Source organism: Solimonas marina, assembly GCF_012241385.1.
GTDB classification, from domain to species: domain Bacteria; phylum Pseudomonadota; class Gammaproteobacteria; order Nevskiales; family Nevskiaceae; genus Solimonas; species Solimonas marina.
This window is the reverse complement of sequence record NZ_JAAVXB010000002.1, coordinates 424835-440228: the sequence shown is the minus strand read 5'-3', so window position 1 is coordinate 440228 and position 15394 is coordinate 424835. Positions and strand designations below refer to the sequence as shown.

Here is a 15394-nt window from a genome sequence, read left to right as displayed (position 1 = left end):
GATCAGAATTCGGTCCAGACGCCGTCGGCCGCAGCGGCTGGCGCGGCCGCCGGTGTCGCGCGAGCGGCCGGCTTGATTCGCGCACCGCGAGCACGGGCCGACGCTTCGACCTTGGCCTTGACCTTCGGCACCGCCTCGGCGACGACCTCGCTGTCACCTTCCCCGCCGACGGCCACCCCGTCGGCCGACTGGAGGCGGAAGCGGCTGACCGACGCCGCCAGACCGCCGGCCTGTTCCTCCAGCGAGCGTGCCGAGGCCGAGGCTTCCTCCACCAGCGCCGCGTTCTGCTGCGTCACTTCGTCCATCTGCGTGATGGTCTGGTTGACCTGTTCGATACCCTGGCTCTGTTCCTGCGATGCCGCGGTGATCTCGCCCATGATGTCGGTCACGCGCTTCACGCTGCCGACGATCTCGTCCATGGTCCGGCCGGCCTGCTCGACCAGCTTGGCGCCGTTGTCGACCCGCCCCGCCGAATCGCCGATCAGCGCCTTGATCTCCTTGGCCGCCGAGGCGCTGCGCTGTGCCAGACTGCGCACCTCGCTGGCCACCACCGCGAAGCCGCGACCCTGCTCGCCGGCACGCGCCGCTTCCACCGCCGCGTTCAGCGCCAGAATGTTGGTCTGGAAGGCGATGCCGTCGATCACACCGATGATGTCGGCGATCTTCTTGCTCGACTCGGAGATCGACGCCATCGTGCCGACCACTTCGCTGACGATCGCACCGCCCTTCACCGCCACTTCCGACGCGCCGATCGCCAGCTGGTTGGCCTGACGCGCGTTCTCCGCGTTCTGCCGCACCGTCGAGGTCAGTTCCTCCATCGACGATGCCGTCTCCTCCAGGCTCGCCGCCTGTTCTTCGGTACGCGACGACAGGTCGCTGTTGCCGGCCGCGATCTCGCGCGCCGCCGTGCTCACCGTGTCGCTCGCCACCTGTATCTCGCCGATGATCTTCGTCAGCTGTTCGGTGGTCGTGTTGATATCGCGCATCAGCTCGCCGACCTTGCCCTGGAAGTTGGTGTCGACTGTTTGCGTCAGATCGCCGCGGGCGATGGCGCCGAGTGCACGCGACGTTTCGTTCAATCCCGCTTCGGTCGATTCCATCAAGCGGTTCAGATCCTCGACCATATTGCGGAATTCGTACTGGAAGGCCTCGGCGTCGCCGCGCACGCTGAAGTCACCGACCGCGGCGGCGGCCGTCAGGCGCTTGATCTGATCGCTGATGCGGACCAGATTGTGCTTGGCCTCGTCCATGGTGTTGCAGAGCACGGCCTTCTTGCCCGGCAGGCGATCCATATCCACCGACAGATCGCCGATCGCGTAGCGCGAGACGACTTCGGCCAGGCGCATCTTCACCGCAATGTGCGAGCCGACCAGTTCGTTGAGTTGCGTCGCGATCTGCGCATACGCGCCCGGGAACGCGTCGGCCGACAAGCGATGGTCGATCTCGCCGATTTCGTGCTGGCGTGCCATCTCCTGCTGGGCTTCGGAAAAGCGCTTCAACACGCTCGTCATCGCCAGCATCGATTCCAGCAGCTTGCCGGTTTCGTCCCGCGTGGTGGCGCGCACGCGAATATCGAAGTCGCCACGAGCGACGGCATCGGCCGCCTCGACAGCCTCGCGCAGCGGTCGCGTGATCACGCGACTGATCAGCCAGCCGCCGGTCAGCGTCATCAGTAGCACCGCCAGAACACCGCCGGAGATCAGCACCACCGATCGATGGAAATTGTCCTGCGACGCTGCACCCAGCGCATTCTGCGCGGCGATATTGAAATCGATGTCCTTGCCGATCGCCGTCGCCGTCGCGCGCCGGGCCTCCTTCAACTCACCGTTGAGAATGCCCTTTGCATCGTCGTAGTGCTTGGCTTCGAGCGCGGTGCGCAGAGGACCGTCGTCGAAATAGCGCTTGGCATTGGCCTCGACATCGTCGGCAAGCTTCTGCTCCTCGCCATCCGTGACCAGCGCGCGATACGCGGCCAGCGCATCGTTGAACTCGCCGCGGGTCTTGGCCATGCGCGCGACATAGTCATCGCGCAGCGCCAGATCATTGCCGGCATGGACGATCTGGATTTGATAGATGCGGTACTCGGCCAGCGCCGTGCGCATGCTTTGCAGCCGCTGCACCGACGGCATCCAGGTGCCGAGCAGTTCCTGAACCTGATGCTCGGAATGCGTCAGACGGTACAGGGAAAAACCGCCAAGCAACGCCGTCATGACCGAGCACAGCAGACACGCCAACAGCAGCTTTCGAGCGATCGACAAATTGGCAAAGAACTTCATGCTTGTAGGTCCTGGTGAGGTGTCCCCGTCTTTCCAGCGGGTTCAGTGGAAACAACGCGAAACGGTGCAACATCGCGACCGGGCGCTATCGGGTGAGCGGCCGCCAAGGTGCGCGACGAAAGACTGCACACGACGGCCGGCAGCGGCGGGACAACAAACGGTCGCCCGTCGCGCCACATCAAAATTCAACCCAGCTTTCGTCGCCGGCGGGCAGCGAGACCGGCGTACCGTTGACCGGTTCGGTCTTCAGCGTGCGGCGTGTTGCGCGCTTGCGCCGTGGCTTGGCGGCACTGCGACGCTTCTTCGGCGCTGGCGTCTCCGGCTCCATCTGCGTGCTGACAGGAGACGCTGCGATTGACGCGTCGACGAGCGAGGGCTGCGAAGCTCCATCGGCAGCCGGCACGGCAGCATGCTCGACGGCAGGTGCAGCGACGGCGACGTTGACGTGGCCGACTTCGGCGACAGCGCGTGCAGCGACGGATTTGATTCGGAAACGGCTGACCGACGCCGCCAGACCGCCGGCCTGTTCCTCCAGCGAGCGTGCCGAGGCCGAGGCTTCCTCCACCAGTGCCGCGTTCTGCTGCGTCACTTCGTCCATCTGCGTGATGGTCTGGTTGACCTGTTCGATACCCTGGCTCTGTTCCTGCGATGCCGCGGTGATCTCGCCCATGATGTCGGTCACGCGCTTCACGCTGCCGACGATCTCGTCCATGGTCCGGCCGGCCTGCTCGACCAGCTTGGCGCCGTTGTCGACCCGCCCCGCCGAATCGCCGATCAGCGCCTTGATTTCCTTGGCCGCCGAGGCGCTGCGCTGTGCAAGGCTGCGCACCTCGCTGGCCACCACCGCGAAGCCGCGACCCTGCTCGCCGGCACGCGCCGCTTCCACCGCCGCGTTCAGCGCCAGAATGTTGGTCTGGAAGGCGATGCCGTCGATCACGCCGATGATGTCGGCGATCTTCTTGCTCGACTCGGAGATCGACGCCATCGTGCCGACCACTTCGCTGACGATCGCACCGCCCTTCACCGCCACTTCCGACGCGCCGATCGCCAGCTGGTTGGCCTGACGCGCGTTCTCCGCGTTCTGCCGCACCGTCGAGGTCAGTTCCTCCATCGACGATGCCGTCTCCTCCAGGCTCGCCGCCTGTTCTTCGGTACGCGACGACAGGTCGCTGTTGCCGGCCGCGATCTCGCGCGCCGCCGTGCTCACCGTGTCGCTCGCCACCTGTATCTCGCCGATGATCTTCGTCAGCTGTTCAACGCTGCGATTGGCATCGTCACGCAGCTGCCCGAAGGTGCCGCGGAATTCCGCGTCGATGTGCTGCGTCAGGTCGCCGTTGGCCAGCGCATTGAGAACGCGGGCCAGCTCGCGCAGGCCGGCATCGCTGCTTTCGAGCAGGCGATTGACGTTTTCGGCGAGCTGCAGAAAGAAGCCCTGCTTGTCGTCCAGCGAGACGCGGCGGCTGAAGTCCCCTTCGGCGGCCGCAGCGACGATGCCGCCCAACTCGGCCTCGACGGCCAGCTGCTCGGTACGATCGAGCCACTCGATGACCGATCCCAACCGCTGCCCATCGGCGTCGACGATCGGGTTGATCGTCAGGTCGAAGCTGCGCCCACCGATCGAAATCTGCGCGCGGTGCGTCCCTTGAAGGGCGGACAGCATCTGCTGCTGGTGTTCCGGCGCACGATGTAAATCATCGATCGAACTGCCGAGCAGGCCATCCACCGAAAAATTCGGCAGCTCGTTGCGAATCCCGGCCTCTGCCTTGCCGAGCATCTGCACGATCGACTCGTTGAGATAAATGATCTGGCGATCGTTGTCAGCGATCATCACGTTGGTACTGACCGCATCGAGACCCTGCTTGATGCGCGTCATCGCCGCAGCACGTTCACGATCGCTTTGCGCCCGCGCCCGGAGTTGTTGCTGCATCGCCCGCAAGGCCTGCATCAGCTGCGCGGTTTCGTCACGCCCACGCACCTCGATCATCGTGTCCATATCGCCTTGCGCGATTGCGTCCGCGATCTGCAGCGAACGCCGCAACGGCCGCGTGATCCCGGACGTGATCCACCATGCGAACGCCACCCCGGTCAGCAACGCCAGCGCAGCCAGTCCCATCTCGATCCCTCTCAGCTGCGCACCAGCGCGGCCGATTTCCGCACCAGCCGCATCCAGCGCGTCCGAGCGCGCATCAAGCAATGCGCGAATGCTGGCGTTATAGGCTTGCGCGTATGGCATCACCGTCGAGAAGAAGTAGGCATCGAGTTCGCCGGGGGCCGCATCGGCCAGGGCATCGATGAATTCGGTGCGCTGGTCGAGCCAGTTGCGGCGCTTCTGTGCGAGCGTTGCGTACAGGCCGCGATCCGACTCCGAGGTCATCAGCGGCGCCAGCTGGCCGAGCAAGGCCTCGCTGCGCTGCACGCCGGCCTGCGCTGACTCGATCAGGCGCTGCGTCTCGGCCTTGTCGGAAACCACCAGCAACATATTCTCGATGTCGCGCTGCTGATGGGTGTTATCTAGCAGCAGCTCGTGACTGAGCTGCATCGACACCAGATCGTGTTCACGCATCTGCCGATCCTTGGCATCGATGCGGCCCTGGAAGTACAGCGATGCGGCGACGATGCCGACGATCAACGCGAGTACGGTGCCGAAGCCCAGGCTCAGGCGCTGGCCGATTTTCATGTTGAGCAGTTGCATGCAGAACTCCGATGAGGGCGGCGCCGGGCACAGCGCCCCACTATCCCGCCCCTCCCTCGGAGCGGAACCGCAGTGAAAAAGAGGATGACGGCGGCGCAGCCGCCGCCGGTCAGGCGGCTTGTGCGACCACCGCGTTGATCAAGCCGATGTCGGCGCTGCCGAGCAGCTTCTCGATGTCGAGCAGGATCAACATGCGATCGTCACGTGTGCCGAGGCCGGTGATGAAGCGCGTGTCGATCGAACTGCCGAATTCCGGCGCCGGACGCATTTCCTCGGGGTCGAGCTCGATCACATCGGAGACGCTGTCGACCACCATGCCGACGATGCGCTTGCCGATGTTGAGGATCACCATCACGGTGAAGGCGTCGTAGTTGGCATCGCCGAGCCCGAACTTCAGGCGCAGGTCGATGACCGGCACGATGGTGCCACGCAGGTTGATGACGCCCTTCATGAAGTCGGGCGCACCCGGCATGCGGGTCACCGTGTCATAACCCCGGATCTCCTGGACCTTGAGGATGTCGACACCGTATTCCTCACCGCCGAGTGTGAACGTCAGAAATTCGGCGGTGTCGGCGGGTGTTGCGTGAACGCTTGCGGCTTCCATCGTGAAGGCTCCTGCAGATCAGGCGGCGGCTGCGCGCGTGGCGAGGCGCACGATCTCGCCGACGTCGGCGATCAGTGCGACACGGCCGTCGCCGAGTATGGTCGCGCCCGAAACGCCGGGCACACGCTTGTAGTGGGTTTCGAGACTCTTGATGACGACCTGCTGCTGGCCGACCAGCGCATCGACCTGCAGCGCCAGCTTGTGACCTTCGGCTTCGACGATGACGAGGATGGCCTCGTGTACCGGACGCGGACGCGCCGGCAGCGAGAACCAGTCATGCAACGCGACCAGCGGCACATACTCGTCGCGGACGCGTGCCACCTGCCCCTGCCCGGCCACCCGCTTGACCTGATCGGCGCTCGGCTGCAGGGATTCGATGATGGCCGGCAGCGGCAGGATGAAGACGTCATTGCCGACCGCTACCGACATGCCGTCGACGATCGCCAGCGTCAGCGGCAGACGGATCGTCACGCAGGTGCCGCGACCGGTCTGCGAGCCGATCTCGACGCGGCCGCCGAGCGATTCGATGTTGCGTTTGACGACGTCCATGCCGACGCCACGGCCCGACACGTCCGTCACCTGCGCGGCGGTCGAGAAGCCCGGCGCGAAGATCAGTTGCCAGACCTCGCTGTCGGTCATCGACGCATCGCAGGACAGTCCGCGCTCTGCGGCCTTGGCCAGAATGCGCCGCCGATCGAGGCCGGCACCATCATCGGCCACCTCGATGACGATGTGGCCGCCCTGGTGCGCGGCGCGCAGCGTCAAGGTGCCGGCCGGATCCTTGCCGGCGGCACGGCGCGCGTCCTCGCTCTCGATGCCGTGATCGAGGCTGTTGCGCACCAGATGCGTCAGCGGATCGGCGATCTTCTCGATGACGCTCTTGTCGAGTTCGGTGCTCTCGCCGATGGTCTGCAGGCGGACCTGCTTGCCGAGCCGACCGGCCAGGTCGTGCACGACGCGCGGGAAGCGCGAGAACACGGCGTCGACCGGCAGCATGCGCGTCGACATCACCGCTTCCTGCAGCAAGCGCGTGTGTCGATCGAGCTGCGCGAGCCCCTGCAACAAGGCCTCGGCGACTGCCGGATCGATATGCGACGCCTGCTGCTGCAGCATCGCCTGCGTAATCACCAGTTCGCCAACCAGATCGATCATCGCGTCGATCTTCGACGTCGACACACGAATCGACGTGGCGTCAGCGCCAGGGCGCGTCGCCGCCTTGCTCGGCGCCGCAGCGGGCAGCGCCGCGACCGGCGTGACGCTCGAGGCAGGCACGGACGCCGCCGCCAGCGCTTCGATCGTCAGATCGCACTCGTCTTCAACCCAGGCAAACAGATCGACGATCGCATCGCGCGAAACCGCACCGCGCAAGTCGATCTTCCAGGACAGACAGCATTGCTCCGGGTCCAGTGCGTCAAAAGCCGGCAGCGCCGCGTCGACCGCATCGATCTTCGCGTCACCGAGCGTCGCCAGCTCGCGCAGGATGCGCAGCGGATCGTTGCCGCTCATGAACAGGCCGGCATGAGGTGCGAAGACCATGCGCCAGCCTTCGGCAGCGTCGGCCTTGGCGGCCACCGGCGCGGCGGCCGCGCCCGCTTTTTCACCGTGCAGGCAACCGGTCAGCTCGGCATGCACGGCCTCGGTCAGCGCCGCGTCGACCGGCTGCTCGTCGCGTGCCGCGACCAGCAGCTGACGCAGGGCATCAGTGGCGCGCAGCAGCAGATCGATGTCGCTGGCATTGAGCGCCCGCCGTCCGGCGCGCATCTCATCAAGCAGCGCTTCCAGAACGTGGGTGTAGTCGGTGATGCCGGAGAACCCGAAGGTGCCGGCGCCGCCCTTGATCGAATGCGCGGCACGGAAGATACCGTTCAGCGTTTCAGCGTCCGGCTGCGCCGGATCGAGGCGCAGCAGGCCCGCCTCCATGATGTCGAGCCCTTCGAAGCTCTCTTCGAAGAAGGCCCGATGAAAGCGCTTCAGATCGATGCTGGCCATGGTCGGCGGCGCCTCAGCCCAGCACGCGCTGTACGGTCGCGACCAGCTGTTCCGGATTGAACGGCTTGACCAGCCAGCCGGTCGCGCCGGCCGCCTTGCCCTCCTGCTTCTTCTCCGGACCGGACTCGGTGGTCAGCATCAGCAGCGGCGTGAATTTGTAGCTCGGAATCTGGCGCAGCTCGCGGACCAGACTGATGCCGTCCATGCGTGGCATGTTGACGTCACACAGCACCAGTCGGTACGGCTCGCGCTGCGCCATTTCCAAGGCTTCCTGGCCGTCCGCAGCTTCGGCCACATCGAAACCGGCGTCGCGCAAGGTGAACGCCACCATCTGTCGCATCGAGGCCGAATCGTCGACCGCGAGTATCTTTTCGGCACTCATGCCTTCACTCCTTCGAAACCAAGCATCGGGGTCAGACCGAGCGCGCGCACGGCGTCGGTGAAGCTGGCACTGGCAGCAGACCATCGCGTCGCGTGACCGGCGTCCTTGCGGCTGCGGCAGAACGCCGCCAGCAATTGCAGGGCAGCCGCGTGCAATCTCGACGCCGCCGTCGCGTCGATCGTCAGCGATGCCGCATCGAGCTGTGCCGCCAAGGTCTGCTTCAGCGCCGCCACCGACTCGATACCGAGATCGGCCGGCAGCTGCAGGACGACAGCGTCTTCAGTCGGGGGAGCAGCGGAACTTGCGGACATGAACATTCCTGGTTGGCCGGCGGTGCCGGATCAGATGAGCCTCGACTCCAGTAGCGGCAAGCCGTCTCGCTTTCTTGAGCGCGGCCCGTGCCGCAGAGGGCCGCTCGGTGTGACGCTCGTCGGCCGGCGACAGCCGCTGGGGGTTCGCGGCGCCGGCACGCGGCACGTCCGCCCAAAACGACGCGGCGCGCCGCACTGCGAGAGTGCGACGCGCCGCGTTCACCTCGTCCAGCGCCTCAGAACTCGGTCCAGACATCTCCCGATGTGGCGCCGTTGACGCGCGGCTCGCGGCCGGCGTTGCGCGGCGGTGCTGCGGCGGCGCGCGGCTTGGTGGCAGCCGGTCGGCGGTTGGACTCGGCGGCTTGCGCCACCGCAGCCGGCTTCGACGTATCGCCCCCGAGCTTGAAGCGGCTGACCGATTCGGCGAGGCCGCCGGCCTGTTCTTCGAGTGCGCGGGCCGACGCTGAAGCCTCTTCGACCAGCGCCGCGTTCTGCTGTGTCACTTCGTCCATCTGCGTCACGGTCTGGTTGATCTGCTCAATGCCCTGGCTTTGCTCCTGCGAGGCCGAGGTGATCTCCCCCATGATGTCGGTGACACGTTTCACGCTGACCACGATTTCGTCCATGGTCCGCCCCGCCTGTTCGACCAGCTTGGCGCCGTTGTCGACACGGCCGGCGGCGTCACCGATCAGGGCCTTGATTTCCTTGGCCGCCGAGGCGCTGCGCTGCGCGAGATTGCGGACTTCACCGGCCACCACCGCGAAACCACGACCCTGTTCGCCGGCACGCGCCGCTTCGACGGCGGCGTTCAATGCCAGGATGTTGGTCTGGAACGCGATGCCGTCGATCACGCCGATGATGTCGGCGATCTTCTTGCTCGACTCGGAGATCGACGACATGGTCGCGACCACCTCGGCTACCACGGCGCCGCCCTTGACCGCGACGTCGGACGCGCCGATCGCGAGCTGATTGGCCTGGTAGGCGTTCTGCGCGTTCTGCTTGACCGTCGAAGTCAGCTCCTCCATCGACGACGCCGTTTCTTCGAGGCTCGCCGCCTGCTCTTCGGTGCGCGACGACAGGTCGCTGTTGCCAGCCGCAATCTCTCGTGCCGCGGTATTGATGGTGTCGGTCGCCGACTTGATCTGCGAGACGATCTCGGTCAGCTGTGCGACGGTGGTATTCGCATCGTCCTTGAGCTGACCGAAGGTGCCGCGGAATTCGGCGTCGATGCGCTGCGTCAGATCGCCGTGCGCAAGTGCATCGAACACCCGCGCCAGTTCGCGCAGGCCGGCGTCGCTGGTTTCGAGCAGGCGATTGATGTTTTCGGCCAGCTGCAGGAAGAAGCCCTGCTTGCCATCGATGGACACGCGACGGCCAAAGTCGCCGTCGGCGGCGGCGCGCACGATGCTGCTGACTTCGGCCTCGACCGCCACCTCCTCGGTGCGATCCAGCCACTCGACGACCGAGCCCAGCCGCTCGCCGTCGGCATTGATGATCGGATTCACGGTCAGCGCAAAGGTCCGGCCACCGACCTTGATCTGCGCGCGGTGCGTATCGCGCAGCGATGCCAGCATGCGCTGCTGGTGCTCCGGCGCGCGGTGGAACTGATCGATCGAGCCGCCGAGCAGCTTGCGCACATCGAAGCTCGGCAGGTCACTGCGAATCTCGGCCTCGGCCTTGCCCAGCATCTGCACGATCGACTGATTCAGGTAAATGATCTGCCGGTCGTTATTGGCGATCATCACATTGGTGTTGACGTTGTCGAGTGCGTTGCGGATGCGCAGGTTCTCGTCGGCCAGCTTCTTGTCGGCGGCGGCGCGCTCCAGATCACGATCGCGCGTGGCTTTCACGTCGTCGAGCAGGGCGTTGATCGTTTCGCACAGCGACAACACCGTGCCGGACTGACCGTCGGTCGGCAAACGCTGCGTGAGGTCTCCGCCGCGCGCCGCCACCACCACGGTCTGCGTCGCCTCGACAACCTGCTGCAGACGCGCAGCGGCTTCGACTTCGGCGGTGATGTCGCTGGCGTACTTGACCACCTTCATCGGCCGACCGGAAGCATCGAGGATGGGGTTGTACGACGCCTGGATCCAGACCTCGCGACCCTCCTTGCCGACACGGCGATAGCGTCCGGCGTCGTACTCGCCGCGGCCGAGCTTCTCCCAGAAATGCCGATAGGTCTCGCTGTCGCGTTCGGCGGCGGTCACGAACATCGAATGATGCTGGCCGCGAATCTCGTCGAGGCGATAACCCAGCGTCTTCAGGAAATTCTCGTTGGCCTGCACGATGTGGCCATCAAGCGTGAACTCGATGACCGCCTGCGCCTTGTCGATCGCCGCGAGCTGGCCTTCGTAGTCGGCCGCCTTGGCCTTCTGCGCGGTGATGTCGGTCGCGTATTTGACGACCTTCCACGGCTTGCCGTGCTCGTCGAGCACCGGGTTGTACGACGCCTGAATCCAGATCTCGCGGCCGTTCTTGCCGACGCGCTTGTACTGGCCGGCGTCATATTCACCGCGACCCAGGCGTTCCCAGAACTGCCGGTACTCGACGCTGTCGCGAACCGCCGGTTCGACGAACATCGAATGATGCTGGCCACGAATTTCAGACAGGCTGTAGCCGAGCGCGGCGAGGAAGTTGTCGTTGGCCTGCAGGATATGACCGTCCAGCGTAAATTCGATGACGGCCTGCGAGCGGTCGAGTGCCGCCATCAGGCCGTCGTATTCGCGCTGCGTGCGCGTCAGCTCGCCGTGCTGCTCGCGCATCGTGGTCAGCATCTGCTGCAGCGGCGCGGCCACCTCGCCGTGCTGCACGGCGGCATCGAAGCTGCCGCGGCCCATCGCGTCAGCCGTCTGCCGTACATCATCGACAACGCGTTGCTGACTTCGGCTCAGCACGCTGCCGGCGGTCACGCCGAACACGATGGCCGCCACCGTCAGGATGGCGATGGACCCCGCTGAAGTGCCGGCAGCCAACAACGCCGCGCCGATCAGGGCAACCAGCAGTGCCGGGCCGGCACAGAGCGCAACGGCTCGCACAGCGGTGGAACGCAGAGGCAGCACCATGGCAATTCCTCGTCTCTCGAAATGTGGGCAGCACGGAGTGGCTGACTCTCACGACAGCGGCCGCACCCTGTGCTTTTTGCACGAGGCGGAGACGAGCGGTACGAAAGGCGGGGACGGACGGTCAGCGACTCAGGAACACGCCACCGATGCCACGCATCAGCGCCGGCACATCGAGCAGCGTCAACAAACCGCCACCATGACGGGCCACGCCGGCAAAGCCATAGCGGTCGCCGTGCCGATGCAGGGTCGGCACCGGCTTGATGTCACTCGCGGCCAGCTTCGTGACTTCGCCGATGCGATCGACGAGCAAGCCGAACGGTTCGCCGTCATGGGCGACGACGACGATGCGCGAGTCAGCGGTGGCCGGCGTCATCGACAACTGCAGATGGCAGCGCAGATCGATCACCGTGACCACCTGGCCACGCAGATTGATCACGCCCGGCACGATGTCGATGCAGCCCGGCACGGCTTCGATCGGCGGCAGCCGCAACACTTCCTGTACCTGCACGATCGGCAGTCCGTAGTCCTGCCCCCCGAGCCCGAAGCAAACCCAGCGGGCCGATTCGGCCTCGACGCGACGCGTGGCGGCATCCATCACAGTCCTCCCGCGCTGACGCTGTGTGCGCCCGCGGCGGCGGCGGGTGGCGCGGGCTGGCCGGCGCCGCCCTCGGCGTCCGGAATCGCCCCGGCGACACCACGCGCATCCGGCGCGTCGCTGGCCATCACCACCACCACGACACGGCGATTGCGGTTGCGGCCGTCGGCCGTCTGGTTGTCACCGACCGGTCGGTACTGTGCAAAACCTGCAACGCTCATTCGTGTCGGGTCGACACCGGACTCCATGAACAGGTGCACGACGCTCGCGGCGCGACCGGCCGACAACTCCCAGTTCGACGGAAAGCGCGTCGTGGCGATCGGCACATCGTCGGTATAGCCTTCGATGCGCAGCGGATTCGGGAACGGCGCGAGAATCTGGGCCAGTTGCCGCAGCACCGGCGTGGCACGCTGCGAGACATCGGCGACCCCGCTCGGAAACAGGATGTCGGTACGGATCTCGATCTGCAGCCAGTGCTCGCTCTGGCGCACGGCGACGAGGTTCTTGCTGATCAAGTCCTTCATCGCGATGCGCACTTCGTCGGACATCTGCCGCAACGCGGCGCTGCCACTGCCGGCGGTCTTCTGCAGTTCACCGTCGGCGCGCTGCGCCGCTTGCTCGCCGCCCTGGCGCACGCCGGCCGGCCCTGACGCCAGCTGCGACGACTCCTGCTCGAAGCCGCGCATGTCCGGCGTGTTGAACATAGCGTCGGCCTGCGTGCCCTTTTGCGGCTTGTCGCCGATCTGGATCGGCTTGACCGACTTCGGCGGCCCGCCAAAGGCCTGCGCCAGCGAATCGGCCAGGACGCGATAGCGGCCTTCATTGACCGACGAAACCGCGTACATGACGACGAAGAACGCCAGCAGCAAGGTCAGCAGATCCCCGTATGGAATCGCCCAGGCTTCGTGATTGGCGTGTTCCTCGTGCCTATGCCGTCTGGCCACGGGGCGCCTCCGGCGTGCTGTGAAGATAGCCGCGCAGCTTGATCTCGATGTTGCGCGGATTCTCGCCCTGCGAGATGGAAATCAAGCCGTCGATCAGCATCTCGCGCACGCGCGCCTGATCGGCGACCAGCGCCTTGAGCTTGGCGGCGATCGGCAGGAAGAACAGGTTGGCCGAGCCGATGCCGTAGATCGTCGCGACGAAGGCAGCGGCGATGCCGTGCCCGAGCTTGCTCGGGTCGGCGAGATTCTTCAGCACCGCCATCAGGCCCATCACCGCACCGATGATGCCGAGCGTCGGCGCATAGATGCCCATGCCCTCGAAGACCTTGGCGCCCTGCAAGTCCTGATGCTCGCGCGTCTGCAACTCGACCTCGAGGATGTTGCGGATCACGTCCGGCTCGGAGCCGTCGACCAGTAACTGCAGGCCCTTGCGAATGAACGGATCGGACTCGGCCTCGACCTCGCCTTCCAGCGCCAGCAGGCCCTGTTTGCGGGCCACGCTGCTCCAGCCGACCACGCGCGTGATCAGCGCCTCGGTGTCCTGACGCGGCGGCGACAGCACCCACTTGGCCATCTTCATGCCGTGGAAGAACGTGCTGGTCGGCGTGTGGATGAAGATGGCCGCCAGCGTACCGATGATGACGATGGTGAATGCGGCCGGCGACAACAGCGCGCCGACGCCGGCGCCCTTGAGAATGGAGCCGCCGATCAGCGCGATCAGCGCCAGCAGGATGCCGATGACCGACAGCCTATCCATGCGCAGCATCCTCGAAGCGCAGCGCACGGGCTGCGGCGACGAGGCCGTTGAAATCGAGGATCAGGGCGATGCGGCCGTCCGGCATCACGGTCGCACCGGACACGCCGGCCAGGCCGCGCAGACTGGCGCCGAGCGGCTTGATGACGATCTCTTCGCGACCGACGACCTCGCGCACGACGAAGCCGTAGCGCTCGTCGCCGACCTGCGCGACCACCACGTGACGCGCACCGATCAAAGGCTCGGTGCCGAGCCAGCGATCGAGATGCACCAGCCGCAGCGGCGCGCCGCGCGAGTCGACCACATCCCAGTGCTCGCGCCGCTGCACGCGACGCTCATCGAGGCGGAATACGTCGGACACCGGCGCCAGCGGCAAGGCGAAGCGGCGGCCGTCGCAGCGCACGATCAGCGCCGGCAGCACCGCCAGCGTCAGCGGCACGCGAATGCGCAGCGACGTGCCCTCGCCGGGCTTGGAGTCGAGATCGACGTGGCCGTTGAGGCGCTTGATGCGCGAGCTGACGACGTCCATGCCGACGCCGCGACCGGACAGATCGGAGACTTCTTCCTTGGTGCTGAAGCCGGGCAAAAAGATCAGCTGCAGGCATTCGGCCGGCGACAAACGCTCGGCGGTTTCCGGTTCGATCAGGCCCTTCTCCAGCGCCTTGGCACGCAGGCGCTCCGGGTCGATACCGGCGCCGTCGTCACGAATGTCGATACGGATGTGGTCGCCTTCCTGAGACGCGCGCAGCAGCAAGGTGCCGGCGGCCGGCTTGCCGGCCTGCTTGCGCGTCGCCGGCGCCTCGATGCCGTGGTCGACGCTGTTGCGGACCATGTGCACCAGGGGATCGGCCAGCGCTTCGACCAGATTCTTGTCGAGCTCGGTGTCTTCGCCTTCGAGCTGCACATTGACCTGCTTGCCGAGTTGGCGGGCGATGTCCCGCGCCAGCTTGGGGAAGCGCGCGAAGACCTTGCCGATCGGCTGCATGCGCACCTGCGCCACGGTGTTCTGCAGGCTGCGCGTGATGAAATCCAGTTCGCCAATCGCGCGTGCACCGGCTTCGTCGAGATCGCCCTTGGCGACTTTCAGGCGGTTGCGCACCAGCACCAGCTCGCCGACCAGATTCATCAGCAGATCGAGTTTCTGGGTCTCGACACGGATCGTCTCGACTTCAGCCTTCGGTGCCAGAGCCGGTGCCGGCGCAGCTGCCGGCTTGGGCGCAACGGCGACCGGCGCCGACGGCTGCGGCGCCGCGGCCGCCGGCTTCTTGCCCTGCAGCTCGTCGAGCAGCGCCTCGAACTCGTCGTCGCTGATCGTGTCGCTGGCGGCGACCGCAGCCGGCGCCGCGGCGGGCGGCGGCGGCGCCTTCGGCAACGATGCGGTGCCGCCTTCGAGCAAGGCGTGCAGCTGCATCAGCAGCTCGGGCGCGGCCGCCGTCAGCGGCGAACCCATGGCCAGCTCGCCCATCATGGTCTGCGCGGCGTCGACCGCCTGCAGCACCGCATCCATCACATCGGTATCACAGGCGCGGCGCTGGTTGCGCACGGCATTGAGCACGTCTTCGGCCGCATGGCACAGCTCGACCAGCGGCGTCAGTTGCAGAAAGCCGGCGCCGCCCTTGACGGTGTGAAACGCGCGAAACACGGCGTTGAGGCACTCGGTGTCGCCCGGATCGCGCTCCAGCGCCATCAGCTGCGTGCCGAGCTGTTCGACCAGCTCGCCAGCCTCGGCCAGAAAGTCGTTGAGAATGTCGTCGTCGCCGGTGCTCATGAATGCCTCGGGCCCTT

General features: G+C 66.1%; 11 protein-coding genes. All 11 read right to left on the bottom strand.

Annotated features, from left to right (window positions below; translation table 11 throughout):
* Positions 1-2 precede the first annotated feature (2 nt).
* Complete coding sequence (locus tag G7Y82_RS05270; RefSeq protein WP_168146958.1) at positions 3-2276, bottom strand: methyl-accepting chemotaxis protein; 2274 nt, start codon at positions 2274-2276, stop codon at positions 3-5.
* A gap of 178 nt (positions 2277-2454) precedes the next feature.
* Positions 2455-4968 carry a methyl-accepting chemotaxis protein gene (locus G7Y82_RS21670; RefSeq protein WP_206370342.1) on the bottom strand — a complete coding sequence of 838 codons (2514 nt, stop codon included), beginning with the start codon at positions 4966-4968 and terminating at the stop codon, positions 2455-2457.
* 109 nt (positions 4969-5077) lie between these two features.
* Positions 5078-5572: a chemotaxis protein CheW gene (locus G7Y82_RS05260; RefSeq protein ID WP_168146957.1), complete on the bottom strand. Its 495-nt coding sequence runs from the start codon at positions 5570-5572 to the stop codon at positions 5078-5080.
* An 18-nt stretch (positions 5573-5590) separates the two neighbouring features.
* Positions 5591-7561: a chemotaxis protein CheA gene (locus tag G7Y82_RS05255; RefSeq protein WP_168146956.1), complete on the bottom strand. Its 1971-nt coding sequence runs from the start codon at positions 7559-7561 to the stop codon at positions 5591-5593.
* Between the two features lie 13 nt (positions 7562-7574).
* A complete protein-coding gene (locus G7Y82_RS05250; RefSeq protein ID WP_168146955.1) occupies positions 7575-7943 on the bottom strand; it encodes a response regulator in 369 nt (122 codons plus the stop codon).
* A complete protein-coding gene (locus tag G7Y82_RS05245; protein ID WP_168146954.1) occupies positions 7940-8254 on the bottom strand; it encodes an STAS domain-containing protein in 315 nt (104 codons plus the stop codon). The genes G7Y82_RS05250 and G7Y82_RS05245 overlap by 4 nt, the downstream gene beginning before the upstream one ends.
* A gap of 236 nt (positions 8255-8490) precedes the next feature.
* Positions 8491-11316 carry a methyl-accepting chemotaxis protein gene (locus G7Y82_RS21665; protein WP_168146953.1) on the bottom strand — a complete coding sequence of 942 codons (2826 nt, stop codon included), beginning with the start codon at positions 11314-11316 and terminating at the stop codon, positions 8491-8493.
* 121 nt (positions 11317-11437) lie between these two features.
* Positions 11438-11911, bottom strand: coding sequence for a chemotaxis protein CheW (locus G7Y82_RS05235; protein ID WP_168146952.1), 474 nt, complete (start codon positions 11909-11911; stop codon positions 11438-11440).
* Positions 11911-12855 carry a flagellar motor protein MotD gene (gene motD, locus G7Y82_RS05230; RefSeq protein ID WP_168146951.1) on the bottom strand — a complete coding sequence of 315 codons (945 nt, stop codon included), beginning with the start codon at positions 12853-12855 and terminating at the stop codon, positions 11911-11913. The genes G7Y82_RS05235 and motD overlap by 1 nt, the downstream gene beginning before the upstream one ends.
* A complete protein-coding gene (locus G7Y82_RS05225; protein ID WP_168146950.1) occupies positions 12839-13612 on the bottom strand; it encodes a flagellar motor protein in 774 nt (257 codons plus the stop codon). The genes motD and G7Y82_RS05225 overlap by 17 nt, the downstream gene beginning before the upstream one ends.
* Positions 13605-15377 (bottom strand): chemotaxis protein CheA, encoded by a 1773-nt coding sequence (locus G7Y82_RS05220; RefSeq protein WP_168146949.1) that lies wholly within the window; start codon positions 15375-15377, stop codon positions 13605-13607. The genes G7Y82_RS05225 and G7Y82_RS05220 overlap by 8 nt, the downstream gene beginning before the upstream one ends.
* Between the last annotated feature and the right edge of the window lie 17 nt (positions 15378-15394).

Excerpts from the sequence above, each read along its gene's own strand:
- G7Y82_RS05270 (WP_168146958.1), bottom strand. The coding sequence starts at position 2,276 with ATGAAGTTCTTTGCCAATTTGTCGATCGCTCGAAAGCTGCTGTTGGCG.
- G7Y82_RS21670 (WP_206370342.1), bottom strand. The coding sequence starts at position 4,968 with ATGCAACTGCTCAACATGAAAATCGGCCAGCGCCTGAGCCTGGGCTTC.
- G7Y82_RS05260 (WP_168146957.1), bottom strand. The coding sequence starts at position 5,572 with ATGGAAGCCGCAAGCGTTCACGCAACACCCGCCGACACCGCCGAATTT.
- G7Y82_RS05255 (WP_168146956.1), bottom strand. The coding sequence starts at position 7,561 with ATGGCCAGCATCGATCTGAAGCGCTTTCATCGGGCCTTCTTCGAAGAG.
- G7Y82_RS05250 (WP_168146955.1), bottom strand. The coding sequence starts at position 7,943 with ATGAGTGCCGAAAAGATACTCGCGGTCGACGATTCGGCCTCGATGCGA.
- G7Y82_RS05245 (WP_168146954.1), bottom strand. The coding sequence starts at position 8,254 with ATGTCCGCAAGTTCCGCTGCTCCCCCGACTGAAGACGCTGTCGTCCTG.
- G7Y82_RS21665 (WP_168146953.1), bottom strand. The coding sequence starts at position 11,316 with ATGGTGCTGCCTCTGCGTTCCACCGCTGTGCGAGCCGTTGCGCTCTGT.
- G7Y82_RS05235 (WP_168146952.1), bottom strand. The coding sequence starts at position 11,911 with ATGGATGCCGCCACGCGTCGCGTCGAGGCCGAATCGGCCCGCTGGGTT.
- G7Y82_RS05225 (WP_168146950.1), bottom strand. The coding sequence starts at position 13,612 with ATGGATAGGCTGTCGGTCATCGGCATCCTGCTGGCGCTGATCGCGCTG.
- G7Y82_RS05220 (WP_168146949.1), bottom strand. The coding sequence starts at position 15,377 with ATGAGCACCGGCGACGACGACATTCTCAACGACTTTCTGGCCGAGGCT.